Here is a 14596-nt window from a genome sequence, read left to right on the forward strand (position 1 = left end):
GTGAATCGCTATCTCTGTTTCTGTTTTCCTTTTATGTCTAAAAGTATAGGGAGGATTTGTGTTTACTTTGTGGGAAAATTGTGATAAAAGTGTTAATTATGCCATGCAAGACGTTTAACATCTGCGTGAACATCACCAGTCATCCAGTCTACATCGTTTGTGATCCAGTCCATGATACCGAGCTGGCGCATTTCCCATTCGACCGTCTGCTCTCTTGCTTCAATCGTTTCTTCTACTTCCATGGTTGTGTCGATCTCATCATATCCGAAGATATATCCGCCTGCACACCAGATACTGAAGTTGCTGTCCGGACCCGGATCTACGGTGTCGCCTCTCTGTGCGATCAGCCCGTCATGGCGTCTCTTGTATTCTTCTTCACAGCCATCTTTAAGTTTTGTCATAAACATTCTGTGGCGGATCAGCTCTTTATTCTCTCTTACAACACCAAAATTGTGGTACATCAGGCGCATGTCTTTGCCCGGTGTGGAAATCCATTCAAAAGTATCTTCAATCTTTGCAGTGATCGCATCTTTTGCTGCGTTTTCTTCTTCACTTAATACTGTACCGTCTTCATTTTCATAGTAACCGAAGATTAAATCTTCTGCGTTCCAGATACTGAAATTTTTCACTTTATTTCGGTCCAGAAAAGCGGTCAGCTCCGGCCAGATCTCACCAAGTTTTCTGCGGTAGTCATTCATTCTGCCGGCTTTCACTTTCATCGCAAATGCATGTCTTTCCATAATAAAAAGCCTCCTGTATTGAAATTTTGTCGTACAACTTTGTCGTTTCTATTTTAAGTCCGTTCCCATCAAAAATCAATGATGTAATATCACATTCATTCATGGAACAAAATCTGTGAAAAATACCGTACCATTCCATCATCTGTCCAGCACAGCATCCCCGCTGCATCTGCCATTTTTTGTGCATCTACACAGTATGCCGACATACAGGAGTTGTGTTTGTACGGTCCGGCACCCATGATCAGAATATCTGTTTTGCCGGCTTCTTTCATTTTTTCTGCAAGTTCTTCTGTCATTTTGTTCTGCAGAAGCTTGTCTTTCTTATACTGTGTCGGATCATGTGTATCTTCCTGCATGGTCTGCAGCACCAGTGTTTTTTCATACTGCAATGCGCGCTGTTTCATCTCCTCGGCCGTACCACTTTCCGGCGGACAGGCCGGATTTACATTGTAACAGCCGCATAAGTTTTCTTCACAAAACATCCGGTATTCCGGTACAAAAACAAGCTGCGTGGTATCCATGACGGCAGCTCCCGAAAATCCCAGAAAGATTGCCTCCTTCACCAGATCCATATCAAAATCTCCCTTCTGTTGTCATCACGTGATTTTATCTTACACATTAAATAATTCCTTTATCCTTATAATGCCACAAACTGAATTTTGTTGCAATCTTTCAAGGACATGTTATGATAAGCATAAAACCGTTACTGTTCACACGTAATATCCCGCGAGGTGTTTTGCCATGAATATGGCAAAATCCCGAGACATACGGGGCAAAATCCCATCACCGAAGGTGATTTGGAATGATTTTGACCAGGTTGCTGTGAACGGAGTGAACAGCAACATAAAACCTGCACAGAAAGGAGCACCCATGTACCGTATTTTTATCATCGAAGACGATGAGATCATCGCAAACCTTCTGAAAAAGAATCTCTGTTCCTGGGGATATGATGTCTCCTGCGCACAAGATTTTTCCAATATTATACAGGAATTTGCCCGTCTCGATCCGCAGCTCGTCCTGCTGGATCTGAAGCTGCCATTTTACAATGGTTTTCACTGGTGTGAGGAAATCCGCCGAATCTCTCAGGTACCGATCATCTTTATTTCCTCCGCTGCCGATAACATGAATATGGTCATGGCAATGAGCCGCGGCGCCGATGATTTTATTGCAAAACCATTTGACATGGATGTCCTGACTGCCAAAATACAGGCCATTCTCCGCCGCACCTATTCCTTCGGGACTCCCGGAAATGTACTGGAATACAAAGGTGCTCTCCTCAATCCGCCCCGCTGTACCCTGACCTGGAACGGCCACGATATCGCCCTTACCAAAAATGAGCTCCGCATTCTGGAGATTCTTCTCGAACACGCCGGCAAAACAGTTTCCAGAGATGCGCTCATGACAAGACTCTGGGAAAGTGACAGCTTCGTTGACGACAACACATTGACCGTAAATATTACCCGCCTGCGCAGGAAACTGGAAGGTGAAGGCCTGAAAGATTTTATCATCACCAAAAAGGGACTGGGCTACATGGTATAATACAAGAAGCACTGTAAGGTAATTTCTTATATGGAGCAATCACTTTATGAAACTCTTTCTCGACTACCTGAACAAAATAAAATTCCATATCCTGCTGATGATTTTTCCGACAATATTTACAGGGATCATTTTTTTCCTGTATCAGCTGTCGCCTGAACCGGTCCTGTACGTTGCACTCCTCTGGCTTCTGGCAGGACTTACCGCATGTATGACTGGCTTCAGTAACTACAGGAAAAAGCTGCAGCAGCTTACACTTGTAGCCACAGCACCGGATATCAATCTGTCCCGCATGGATACACCATCTGATCAGATTGAATCTCTTCAGCAGGATATCATGCATCGTCTGAATCAGATGCGTATGAATGTAGAAACCGCCGACCAGAAATCTCTGGAAGAAATGACCGATTACTATACCATGTGGGCACATCAGATCAAAACTCCTATCTTTGCCCTGCGTCTGCTCCTTCAGGAAAATCCCTCCACAAATAAAGAAGCTCTCGCTGAACTTTTCAAGATTGAGCAGTATGTCGAAATGGTTCTCGGTTATCTTCGTACAGAAGACATGTCTTCTGACCTGACACTTTCCTGCTGTTCTCTCGACTCGGTCATCCGCGATCAGATTCATAAATACGCCGGAATTTTTGTTTCCAGGAAGCTTTCCCTCACTTATGACGGAATCTCTGAAAGTGTCCTGACCGATGAAAAATGGCTCGGATTTGTGATCGGGCAGATTTTTTCAAACGCACTCAAATATACCCGTACCGGCGGTATCCATATTTATTTGAAAAATTCTCCTGTCAGGAACTATGTTTCAAACATAACTCCGACAACTCCCATTACACTCGTAATCGAAGACACCGGCATCGGCATTCGTGCAGAAGACCTGCCGCGCATCTTCGAAAAAGGCTACACCGGAGTCAACGGACGGGAAAGCAATCGTGCGACCGGAATCGGTCTGTACCTCTGCAACAAGATCATGAATTGCCTTGGCCATCGCATTTATGCAGTTTCCGAAGAAGGAAAAGGCACGAAAGTTTTTCTGGAATTTTCTCAGGAAAATCTGACGATGTACTGATCTGATGCTGACTATGGAATAAAATTCATCGTAACTGTTCAGTACCCTCACAGTTACGAGTCAAAATGCATTCCAAATCACCTTCGGTGATGGCATTTTGCCTTATATGTCTCGGGATTTTGGCAAAAAACATGCCAAAACACCTCGCGGGATACTACCTTCTGAATAGTTACACTTCATCAAATAACTTTTTTGAAATCACCTTACAGAAATGTAAGGTTTTTTCGTATATTGTAACCTGCTTCGATGGCAGAAGCCGGGAAAAATTTCTATACTTGTCTCATCAATCAAAAGAAAGGAGCCCCGGTTATGGCTTTACTTGAAGTAACAAATATCAAAAAAATATACAGCACCCGCTTTGGCGGAAACAAAGTACAGGCACTTTCCAACGTCACTTTTTCTGTAGAAGAAGGTGAGTTCGTCGCGATCATGGGCGAATCCGGTTCCGGAAAAACCACACTGCTCAACATCCTTGCATCTCTCGACCGTCCGACATCAGGAGAAGTTCTTCTCGAAGGAAAAAACATCGTCCACCTTACAGAAAAAGAAATCTCCGCTTTCCGAAGAAAAAATCTCGGTTTTGTTTTTCAGGATTTTAATCTTCTGGACACTTTTTCCTTACGCGACAACATTTATCTCCCACTCGTGCTTGCCGGAGAAGATTACCGCGAAATGGAGCAGAAGATCCGACCGATTGCAAAAACACTTGGAATTACAGAGCTTCTGGACAAATTTCCATATGAAGTTTCCGGCGGCCAGAAACAACGTGCAGCTGTTGCAAGAGCACTGATCACAAACCCGAAACTGGTTCTTGCTGATGAACCGACCGGCGCACTCGACTCCCGTGCTGCATCTGCACTTCTTTCCATGTTTGGCGAGATCAACGAGGATGGACAGACCATTCTGATGGTCACACACAGTGCACAGGCAGCAAGTCATGCGTCCAGAGTACTTTTTATTAAAGACGGAGAAGTTTTTCATCAGATCTACAAAGGCAGTAAATCCCGTCAGGAAATGTATCAGATGATTGCCGACACCCTTACTATACTGACGACGGGCGGTGAATATCATGCGTAAAGGAATCTTTTCAAAACTGGCCATCCAGAATATCCGCAACAACAAAAATACCTACATTCCTTACATGATCACCTGCATCTTCTGCATCGCCATGATCTATATGATGGAATTCCTTCGTGACTGCCCGACACTTGATCAGGCCGTCCGCCATGCTGCCGAAGTCCGCATGATACTTTCCACCGGAGAAATCATTGTTATTATCTTCTGTGTGATCTTTTTGATCTACAGCAACAGTTTCCTGATGAAACGAAGACAGAAAGAAATCGGACTTTACAATGTTCTCGGTCTGGAAAAAACACATATCGGCATTGTTATGCTGCTGGAAACAATTATCACAACCGTGATCTCCCTCATAGCCGGAATCGCAGCCGGAATTCTTGGCAGCAAACTTGCGCTCCTTCTTCTGCTTCGACTGCTTCATATTCCCGCTGTACTTGGATTTTATGTTTCATTAAAGGGAATTGTTATCTGTATGGTGATGTTCGGCGGAATTTTTTTACTGATTCTGTTCTTAAATCTTGCCAAAATCCGCCTGAACCGTCCCGTCGAACTACTTCACGGCAACAATACCGGTGAAAAAGAACCTAAAGCAAAATGGCTTATGGCTCTGATCGGCTTTGTCTGCCTTGGCATCGGTTATTACCTCGCCATCACAACAGAGTCTCCAATCAGTGCAATTTCCATTTTTCTTCTTGCGGTAATTCTTGTTATGGCAGGAACTTATCTGCTCTTTACTGCAGGCAGTATTGTGATTCTGAAATTTCTTCGCCGCAGAAAAAAATTTTACTACAAAACCGGCAATTTCATCAGCATCTCCGGCATGCTTTACCGTATGAAACAGAATGCGGTCGGTCTGGCAAGCATCTGTATTTTAAGTACCGGCGTTCTGTTGATGATCTCCATGACGGTCTCCATTTACTTTGGCATGAATGATATTATGGTAAACCGTTATCCATACGATACGGATCTTTCCATTACCAGTGTCAGCGAAGAAGAATGTCAGACTGCCATAGATGCTTTTGAAAAAGCAATTTCCGATAATGCTGTTCCTGTAGATAAAAAAGCAGAAGAAATCTATCTCACGATCATCAGTCATTTCGATAACGGGCAGATTCAGATTGCAGAACCAAATACATTACGCGATTCTGCTTCCGTACTGACGCTCTCCCTTGTACGTCAGTCAGAATATGAAAAACTGACTGGAACAGATCCTGCATTACAGGATGGTAAGATTCTTGCGTGGGCTTCAAATATTTTTGAAAAATCAGATTCTCTCACTGTCAATGATTCCGTCTTTTCTGTAAAAAAATGGCTGGCGGATTCTCCTCTGACCTGTGGACGGGATATTGTCTATGGTAATGCTGTATTTGTCGTCACTGATTCTGATTTTGAAAAATTTGACGAGATGCGTACAGAAATGTATAAAGATGCCTCCGCATCTCCTGCCGGACAGGATCTGACTGTTCATCTCGGTCTGGACATCACCGGTTCTGATTCAACAAAAATCGCCTATGGCACACCGGTACTGGATGCAATAAAGGCTCTGAAAGATAATGGACAACTGTCTGATAACTCCTGGATCACTTCCGGAATACGTGCGCAAGAATACGATTCCTACTATGCAGACAACGGTTCTCTTCTGTTCATTGGAATATTCCTCGGTTCTCTTTTCCTCATGGGAACTGCCATGATCATCTACTACAAACAGATTTCAGAAGGATACGAAGACCAGAACCGATTTGAAATCATGCAGAAAGTAGGATTGAGTCACCGGGAAGTCAGAAGTTCAATCCGCCGCCAGATCCTGATGGTATTTTTCCTTCCTCTTCTCATGGCAATGCTTCATATTTCAATGGCATTTCCACTGATCCGCCGGATGCTCCTGCTCTTCGGCATGACAAACACAAAACTGTTCATTGGCTGTACTGCCGGAACAGTACTGATCTTTGCTCTGGTATACGGTCTGATCTACATCATGACTGCAAAATCTTATTATCATATCGTGGAACGAAAATAGAATTTAATAAACTAAACAGGGCCCCTCACCTGCAGAATTTCATCTGTAAGTGAAAGGCCTTTATTATTTCATAATTGATCTGATTCAAAATCAGATGTTCAGAAGGTCGCTGAATACTTTCAGTGCGCCGTCTGTTTCGTGTGCAAGAACACGTTTTGCAAGGACTTTACCAAGCTGTACACCTTCCTGATCGAAGCTGTTTAAGTTCCACAGGAATCCCTGGAACATAACTTTGTTTTCGAAGTGAGCAAGAAGTGCACCGAGGCTTGCCGGATTTACCTGCTCGCCGATGATAATGCTGGACGGACGTCCGCCTTCGAAGTTCTTGTTATTGTTATCATCTGCTTTACCGCATGCAAAAGCTACGATCTGAGCTGCAACGTTTGCGCAGAGTTTCTGCTGGCTTGTGCTTCCCTGGATCACAACATCTGTATCCATCTGATTGTTCTTAAATCCGATGAACTGAAGCGGTACGATATCTGTTCCCTGATGAAGAAGCTGATAGAAGGAATGCTGACCGTTTGTTCCCGGTTCACCGAAGATTACCGGTCCTGTCACATAATCTACAGGCTCACCAAAACGGTTTACTGATTTACCGTTTGATTCCATATCAAGCTGCTGTAAATGTGCCGGGAAACGGCTCAGAGCCTGTGAATATGGAAGAACTGCAGTGCTCGGATATCCAAGAATATTTCTTTCATATACACCGATCAGGGCATCCAGCATAGCCGGGTTCTGCATTACATCTTCATTCTTTGCAAGACTGTCTTCTTCTGCTGCACCTGCAAGGAAATCTGCAAACACTTCCGGTCCGAATGCCAGAGATAATACAGCACCGCCAACTGCAGATGTGGAAGAATAACGTCCGCCGATATAATCATCCATAAAGAATGCTGCAAGGTAATCATCACTCTTTGCAAGAGGAGAAGTCTCACTTGTAACGGCGATCATATGTCTGGAAGCATCCAGACCAGCGTTCTTAAGTGCGTCTTTAACGAAGGATTCATTTGTCAGGGTTTCAAGAGTTGTACCTGATTTGGATACCAGTACAAAAATGGAATGTGCTACATCAATTGTACTCAGAACGCCTGCTGCATCGTCCGGGTCTACGTTGCTGATGAATTTGGCTTCCATTTTGAATTTGTCGTTTTTCTTTGCCCAGTTTTCAAGAGCAAGGTACATTGCGCGAGGACCAAGGTCACTTCCGCCTATACCGATCTGAACAACAGTTGTAAATTTCTCACCTGCTGCATTTGTGATCTGACCTGCATGTACTTTGTTTGCAAAATCAGCGATCTTCTGCTGCTGTTCTACATAGAAAGCACGCTTGTCCACGCCATCTGCTGTAACAGTATCTCCAAGCTGTCCACGGGTAAGCTGATGAAGAACAAGACGTTTTTCACCTGTATTGATCACTTCTCCATTGTAGAGAGCTGCGTATTTTTCTGTAAGCTGAGCTTCTTTTGCCAGTTTCTTAAGAGCTTCCAGTACATCATCGTCTACCTGCTTTGCAGCATAGTTATATGCCATTCCTGCAGCCATCGGTACGCTGTAATTCTTTACACGCTCTGCACCGTTCTCGCCGGTCATCACTTCTGCAAGATTTACTTTCTTTACATCGGAAAGCTCTTTGAATGATTCAAGAGTATCCAGATTGTTCCAGGTAATCATAATCAGATTCCTCCTTAAAATTAAATATTCCCGTTGTGTCAGGATTCATTCTCAATCTCTTTGATTATAATATCAAATGGGGGTAAATTCAACCCCGCAGTTCCACACTCATCTCATGCCATGCCTCGCCGCCCCAGACAGACCCGCCGATACCATGATCTTTGAAGCCAAACTTCTGATACATTTCTACTTTATCCGGCAGGCAGGTCAGGATCAGTTTTTCTCTGCCGTTTGCTTTTTCACGCTCTTTATAGCAGCGCACCAGTTCCCTTGCCAGTCCCTGATGCTGATATTCCGGAAGTACATCCAGTCCCAGAAGCATAATATTCTTTCCTTTCGGATCATGCATTTCTGCATCTGTAAAAAAATCATCCGTCAGATGTTCTCTGTCCGTGGCAAGCCCATTGAGAAATCCTGCTATTCGTCCTGTAGAGCGATCTTCTGCTACAAGAAAAAGCTCCGGTGCTTTTTCCACACGTTTTTCCATGTGTTCATAAGAGCATGCTTCATTCGGAGGAAAACAGATTTTCTCAATCTCTGCGGTCTGTGTAATTTCCTCCTGACGTATATTTCTAAAAATATATTTTTCAGTTAATCGACTCGTGTCGTTTTTCTCTGTCATAACTCTTCACTCCATTTCCTGTATTTTTTAATCCAAAACAGCTTTGCATTTACTCCGAAGTGTAACATCAAAATTTTCGAATTTCAATAATAAATAACGCAAATCTCATAGCTTGTACTGCTCAAAAATGATAGAATATCATTAAAATAATCCGAAGGAGATTTTATATGCAAAGAAAAAGTATAAAACATTTTGCTGCCGGGATTTGCCTTTTGTTTACCAGTCTCTTTTACTGTCTTTCTGCAAATGCGGATGTACTTGAAGGCACATCAGGCCAGACACTTTCCGGCGAATATGCAGTTATTATAAACACAGATACATCTGCATCTCAGGAGACCGGGACTCTGGTCTTTGACGATGGTGACAGCACTTCATCTTATTCTTCTGCTGCAGCCACTTCCTGTACCGGCTCATTCACATCGTATCCTTCCGGTAATAGCTTATCTGCAGATAATACTCCGGCATCTTCTCCCGACTCAGATTCCGCTTTTTCTCTCCCGACTTCATCTGTGACTTATCAGATCGGAGAAGAAAAATCCATCCACGGCTCAAACAGTTCCGGGAAAACTTACATATGTATCGGCATCGGAGAACACTGCTATATCTGGATGGACAAAACGATGAAATCTGACTATGATGCTGCCGGCAAGACCAGTCTCATTGCAAAAGATATGGCAGAGGTCTATGACGGTCAGCCTTACCGCATTCTGAACGATCTTGCAGATGGCTCCATCCCATACGAAGACAACTCCGGAAAGCTTTCCATCCTTCTGGAGTCTCTGAGCAGTGCCAGCGGTATGTATATGTACGATACCGGAATCACCGCAATTCATATCAATACCCCTGCTGCCTCCTCCTATGTTTCCGGAGAAATGTCCAAAAGGAACGGTCTCCTGGTTCATGAAGGCCAGCACGCACTTCTCTGGCTGAAAACCGGATTTTCCTCTTCCGGGAAATATACGTGGCTGAATGAAGGTCTGTCTGTAGCTGCAATGGATTATCTTTGGGGTGGCGTAGATTCCAGCGGATGGCTGAACGGCATTTCCGGTAACTCTGCCATTCGCAGCGGTTCTTCTCTGATCTATCAAACCTATCGAGATGATACCGCTCAGGATTACGGCATGCCTTATCTCTTTGTCCGCTATGTGATCGACCGTATGGCCGGAAGTTACGATCCAATGTCCATCCTTCTGGCTTTTTATAAAACAGATGCTTCTTCCCTGAACTCTGCGGAATATCTGACTCAGGTAACCGGCATTCCATTTCGTGAATTAATGGCAGATTTTTATACTGCCATTGCTTCCGGTGAGCAGTCCGGCATCTATAGTTTTGCCGGAGACCGCATCGCCGCCGGGAAGGCAGCGACATTCCCTGTTTTTTCAGGAAAAAGCGGCCAAAGCTGCTCTCTTCCGCCTGCATCTGCGATTCTGCTCAAATTGAAAGACCATAGTTTTTCCGTTCCGTCCAATGGTGGAAATAACATCATTTATAGAGTCATAGACAACCGTGGAAGTTCTTCTTCGCCGGCAACTGGTGACGGCAGCTCTTCACATCCATATGAGATTTCCTCACTCAGTGACCTGAACCTTATTTCTGAGCATCCGGGCGCTTATTACTTCCTGACCGACGACATTCAGACAAATGGCAAAATCAATTTTACGGTAAACAATTTCAGCGGTCATCTGGATGGAAATGAACATACAATCTACGGTCTCAAAAAACCACTGATTGCAAACAATCACGGCACCATCGAAAATTTACGGATTATGGCATCCTTTGATGATGACAGCCAGAATGTACAGGGAATCATTTCTCAATACAACGATGGAAAAATCCTCGAATGCTCTGTCTCGGGAACCGTAACCGGGCGTATGGGCGGTGACGGCTCCATGGTCTTTCCCAGCTTCGGCGGCATTACAGGCCAGAATGAACTTGCCGGAATCATCAGTGGCTGTTCATCCAAACTGAAACTCAGCCTTTCAATGGCACCTATGAAAGCTCTGGTTGGCGGTATTGCCGGCTCAAACAACGGCACTATCGAAAAATGCGTCAGCAACGGAAGTCTTTCTGTTTCAAAGAAAAACGGTGATCTTTATCCACTCTATGTCGGCGGTATTGCCGGGCAAACTGAAAAATTCGGCAGTATGGGAGGCATAATAAAAGAATGTCTCCATGCCGGACAGCTCAAAGTTTCCGGCGGCAAAGCTTATGTCGGCCAGATCTGTGGTCTGGCTGCATCAAATATTATAAATTCATCCGGTGGTCTGAATGCGCACATTCTGAACTGCTATGGACGAACCGGTTCCATTTCTCTTGTTGGTTCTTCTGATGAAGAACTGACTACCGGCGGACTACTTACAGATACTCAGTTAAAAGATGCTGCTTCCTATAAAGGATGGAGTTTTGACGGTGACTGGAAGATTTCAGATGACGGAATTCCGGCGCGTACAGATTCCTCTGATATTACTTCCCTTTCTGTAAAAAATGCCCCGGCATCCTGCTATATTGGTGAAATACTCTGGAATTTCGGTACTCTTGTTATTAATAACAAAACTGAAATTTCCATCACCCGGGATATGATCCGCGGCTTTGACAATTCCATGGAAGGTACAAATACAATTTCCATAATTTACAAAGGAAAACAGACTACTTTTTCCCTTCCAATATGTAAACCGGAAGCTGCTCAGATCACGCACTTTGAAATTTCCCGAAAGCCTTCCCGGCTTACCTATAGTGTGGGAGAAAAATTTGATCCTTCCGGCACCAGTTTTTATGCAGTCATAGCAGGACGTTCCGTGTACCTTTACGGCGGCTATACTTATAACAAAACCGGATTATTAACTGCAGGCGATACCGAAATCACTTTTGACTACTTCGGTGCCCGTTTGGACCAATCCATAACAGTCGAAGCAGCCACGCCGTCCAAACTTGAACTCTTAACTTCACCTTCCAGAACCCGTTATACTACCGGAGAACGCCTGGATCTGAGCGGAGCAAGACTCCGCATTACCTATAGTAACAAAACACAGTCGCCTGTCTTTGGAGCTGATGAACTGGAAACTTATGGCATAAACATTGCCCTTGGTTCCGACAATAATGTCAGTATGATCGACCGTCAACAGAATCTTACTCTGAATGACAATGGTAAGACACTTCTGTTTTATGCAACCGACACGCTCCCCGGAAACTGGGGTGCCGTATCCGCATCCTCTATAACACTGAATGTTACTGCACCGCTGATGCTCACTGGCACAGATCTGTATCTCAGTACCGGAGTCCAGACCCTTCAATATGTAAACTCCGGTGATATTACCGGTGGAAGCGGCAATTATACAACGACCGTTGTTAATGAAAATCTTCCAAAAGGACTGAACAGAGACTTTGCCCCCGGCTACTCCGACTGTTTCAGCTATTCCGGAATCATAACAGGCACTTCCGGCACTTACCGCTCCACATATTTGATAAGTGATACTGTGACACAGGCAACTTTATCTGTAACAATTGTAATCCATGTGCGTCCGTCCAATGAGGCCGCATTTTATAATTTTGTACTTCGTAAAACACAGAACAGCAATCTTACACAGGATGTTATCGGTGAAATCAGTGGTGATACTGTCATTCTCCGCTTACCGGAAGGAACAGATGTCACACATCTGATTCCGGAAACAGACTACGCTTCCGGTTCCGGCACTACACTTCCTGAAAATTTCTGGAACGGCACTGCCCATGATTTTACCAAACCTGTCATTTACACGCTGACCGCCCCGGACGGTCATACCCAAAGGCACTACACTGTAAAAGTCGAATTCTACCAAAACGGACAGGACACACCTGACATACCGCAGCCACCAGAAAACGATAAGCCCGCCGTAAAACCAGATGAAGTTTCAAAACCGACAGCCACACCGACCCCTGCACTTTCATCTGCTTTACTGCCTGCAGCATATCCGAAAGGCAAGGTTATAAAAGACGTAAAAACCAATGCTGTCTACAAAGTCACCGGAACGCTGGTGGTTCAGTATGTAAAACCACTTAATAAAAAACGCAGCACCATTACCATTCCGGAGCAGGTAACACTTAACCGATATAATTACAAAGTAACTTCCATCGGAGTCAAAGCTTTCAAAAACAACAAATACCTGAAAAAAATCACTGTTGGAAAAAACATCAAAGCCATAGGATCTCAGGCATTTTATAACTGTAAGAAACTGAAAGTGATAAAATTCCGTACAACACAGCTTAAGCAGAAGTATATCGGTTCAAACGCATTCAAAAAAATGCCATCAAAAATGACCGTTTACGTTCCAAAGAAACAGGCAAAATATTATAAAAAAATATTCCCGAAACGTGGGATGAGCAAATCTGTCAGATTCAAAAAAATATAAAAGAAAAACCCTCTTATGATATTACAGCAAATCATAAGAGGGTTTCTCTTTTATAGCAGTCATACCGATTAAGTATGTATTTTTTCTTTACATGCAATATAAAAGGGTATAACATGGAAGTAAACTAATATTATATAAAGGCGGGTAAAATTATGGACTACTCAATCAACACAAAATGCGTTCAGGCCGGTTATACTCCGGGCAACGGAGAACCACGACAGATTCCGATCTATCAGTCAACAACCTTCAAATATGATACCAGTGAAGACATGGGTAAATTGTTTGATCTTGAAGCATCCGGTTATTTTTATTCCAGACTTCAGAATCCGACAAATGATTATGTTGCTGCAAAAATCACCGCACTCGAAGGCGGTACTGCCGGAATGCTGACTTCTTCCGGTCAGGCTGCAAACTTCTTCGCAATTTTTAATATCTGCGAAGCAGGCAGCCACATTGTTTCCTCCTCTTCCATCTATGGCGGTACATATAACCTTCTTGATGTCACCATGAAAAAAATGGGCATTGATGTTACTTTCGTTGATCCGGACTGCACCGAAGAAGAATTAAATGCTGCTTTCAAAGATAACACAAAAGCCGTTTTTGGTGAATCTATCGCCAACCCGGCACTGACTGTCCTTGATATCGAAAAATTTGCAAAAGCTGCACACGCACATGGTGTGCCGCTTATCGTAGACAACACCTTCCCGACACCGGTCAATTTACGTCCGATCGAATGGGGTGCTGACATTGTTACTCATTCCACGACCAAATACATGGACGGTCACGGTGCTGCACTCGGTGGTGCGATCATTGATGCCGGCAGATTTGACTGGATGGCTCACGCAGACAAATTCCCGGGACTCTGCACACCAGATGATTCCTATCATGGAATTACCTATGCAGAAAAATTCGGCAAAGAGGGTGCTTTCATCACCAAATGCACCTCTCAGCTTATGAGAGATCTGGGATGTGCACAGTCCCCTCAGAGTGCTTTTATACTAAATCTTGGTCTGGAATCTCTCCATGTACGTATGCCGCGCCATGTCGAAAACGGACAGGCTGTTGCTGAATTTCTTGAAAAACATGACAAAGTGGAATTCGTCAACTACCCATCACTTCCGTCCAACAAATACTACGAAATTTCTAAGAAATATATGCCAAACGGCGGATGTGGTGTTGTATCCTTCGAATTAAAAGGCGGTCGTGTTGCTGCAGAAAAATTCATGAAAAATCTGAAGCTTGCTGCCATTGAAACACATGTGGCAGACGCAAGAACCTGCTGCCTGAACCCGGCAACCTCTACGCACAGACAGATGAACGATGAACAGCTTGCCGCTGCCGGAATCCCGGCCGGACTGATCCGTATCTCCTGTGGCCTTGAAGATAAGAATGACCTGATCGCAGATATCGCCCAGGCACTGGATGCAATCTGAAAATAAGAATTTTTAATAAACCAATCAAACCGGGTGC

The 14596-nt window shown here is 44.0% G+C and carries 10 protein-coding genes; 6 read left to right on the top strand and 4 right to left on the bottom strand.

All coding sequences use genetic code 11. From position 1 onward, the window contains the following. Positions 1-92: 92 nt before the first annotated feature. Both H8Z79_RS10370 and H8Z79_RS10375 read right to left on the bottom strand, forming a co-directional pair. A complete protein-coding gene (locus tag H8Z79_RS10370; RefSeq protein WP_015541545.1) occupies positions 93-740 on the bottom strand; it encodes an L-rhamnose mutarotase in 648 nt (215 codons plus the stop codon). Positions 741-835: 95 nt separating this feature from the next. Then, the gene (locus H8Z79_RS10375; RefSeq protein WP_118039901.1) at positions 836-1312 is read right to left on the bottom strand and encodes a DUF2284 domain-containing protein; all 477 of its coding nucleotides are present in this window, start codon (positions 1310-1312) and stop codon (positions 836-838) included. Positions 1313-1610: 298 nt separating this feature from the next. Here H8Z79_RS10375 and H8Z79_RS10380 point away from each other — a divergent pair, with 298 nt between their 5' ends. The 4 genes from H8Z79_RS10380 to H8Z79_RS10395 all read left to right on the top strand — a co-directional run bounded on the left by H8Z79_RS10380 (position 1611) and on the right by H8Z79_RS10395 (position 6448). Beyond that, positions 1611-2279 (top strand): response regulator transcription factor, encoded by a 669-nt coding sequence (locus tag H8Z79_RS10380; protein WP_015541543.1) that lies wholly within the window; start codon positions 1611-1613, stop codon positions 2277-2279. A gap of 46 nt (positions 2280-2325) precedes the next feature. Next, entirely contained in the window at positions 2326-3354 is a 1029-nt protein-coding gene (locus H8Z79_RS10385) for a sensor histidine kinase (RefSeq protein WP_015541542.1), read from the top strand. A gap of 309 nt (positions 3355-3663) precedes the next feature. Next, positions 3664-4431, top strand: coding sequence for an ABC transporter ATP-binding protein (locus tag H8Z79_RS10390; protein ID WP_015541541.1), 768 nt, complete (start codon positions 3664-3666; stop codon positions 4429-4431). Beyond that, positions 4424-6448: an FtsX-like permease family protein gene (locus tag H8Z79_RS10395; RefSeq protein ID WP_015541540.1), complete on the top strand. Its 2025-nt coding sequence runs from the start codon at positions 4424-4426 to the stop codon at positions 6446-6448. The genes H8Z79_RS10390 and H8Z79_RS10395 overlap by 8 nt, the downstream gene beginning before the upstream one ends. 90 nt (positions 6449-6538) lie before the next feature. Here H8Z79_RS10395 and H8Z79_RS10400 read toward each other — a convergent pair whose 3' ends face one another. Beyond that, entirely contained in the window at positions 6539-8119 is a 1581-nt protein-coding gene (locus H8Z79_RS10400; RefSeq protein WP_015541539.1) for a glucose-6-phosphate isomerase, read from the bottom strand. 88 nt (positions 8120-8207) lie between these two features. Beyond that, a complete protein-coding gene (locus tag H8Z79_RS10405; RefSeq protein WP_015541538.1) occupies positions 8208-8741 on the bottom strand; it encodes a GNAT family N-acetyltransferase in 534 nt (177 codons plus the stop codon). Positions 8742-8908: 167 nt separating this feature from the next. On the opposite strand from H8Z79_RS10405, the gene H8Z79_RS10410 reads away from it, so the two are divergent. Together H8Z79_RS10410 and H8Z79_RS10415 are read left to right on the top strand one after the other, a co-directional pair. After that, positions 8909-13126 (top strand): leucine-rich repeat protein, encoded by a 4218-nt coding sequence (locus H8Z79_RS10410; RefSeq protein WP_118039899.1) that lies wholly within the window; start codon positions 8909-8911, stop codon positions 13124-13126. A 152-nt stretch (positions 13127-13278) separates the two neighbouring features. Then, complete coding sequence (locus H8Z79_RS10415) at positions 13279-14559, top strand: O-acetylhomoserine aminocarboxypropyltransferase/cysteine synthase family protein (protein WP_015541536.1); 1281 nt, start codon at positions 13279-13281, stop codon at positions 14557-14559. Positions 14560-14596 lie beyond the last annotated feature (37 nt).

The organism is Blautia intestinalis, assembly GCF_014297355.1.
In the GTDB taxonomy this organism is placed as follows: Bacteria; Bacillota; Clostridia; order Lachnospirales; family Lachnospiraceae; genus Blautia_A; species Blautia_A intestinalis.

Coding starts and splice junctions, on each gene's coding strand:
- H8Z79_RS10405 (WP_015541538.1), bottom strand. CDS start 8,741: ATGACAGAGAAAAACGACACGAGTCGATTAACTGAAAAATATATTTTT.
- H8Z79_RS10370 (WP_015541545.1), bottom strand. CDS start 740: ATGGAAAGACATGCATTTGCGATGAAAGTGAAAGCCGGCAGAATGAAT.
- H8Z79_RS10390 (WP_015541541.1), top strand. CDS start 3,664: ATGGCTTTACTTGAAGTAACAAATATCAAAAAAATATACAGCACCCGC.
- H8Z79_RS10410 (WP_118039899.1), top strand. CDS start 8,909: ATGCAAAGAAAAAGTATAAAACATTTTGCTGCCGGGATTTGCCTTTTG.
- H8Z79_RS10375 (WP_118039901.1), bottom strand. CDS start 1,312: ATGGATCTGGTGAAGGAGGCAATCTTTCTGGGATTTTCGGGAGCTGCC.
- H8Z79_RS10385 (WP_015541542.1), top strand. CDS start 2,326: ATGAAACTCTTTCTCGACTACCTGAACAAAATAAAATTCCATATCCTG.
- H8Z79_RS10380 (WP_015541543.1), top strand. CDS start 1,611: ATGTACCGTATTTTTATCATCGAAGACGATGAGATCATCGCAAACCTT.
- H8Z79_RS10400 (WP_015541539.1), bottom strand. CDS start 8,119: ATGATTACCTGGAACAATCTGGATACTCTTGAATCATTCAAAGAGCTT.
- H8Z79_RS10395 (WP_015541540.1), top strand. CDS start 4,424: ATGCGTAAAGGAATCTTTTCAAAACTGGCCATCCAGAATATCCGCAAC.
- H8Z79_RS10415 (WP_015541536.1), top strand. CDS start 13,279: ATGGACTACTCAATCAACACAAAATGCGTTCAGGCCGGTTATACTCCG.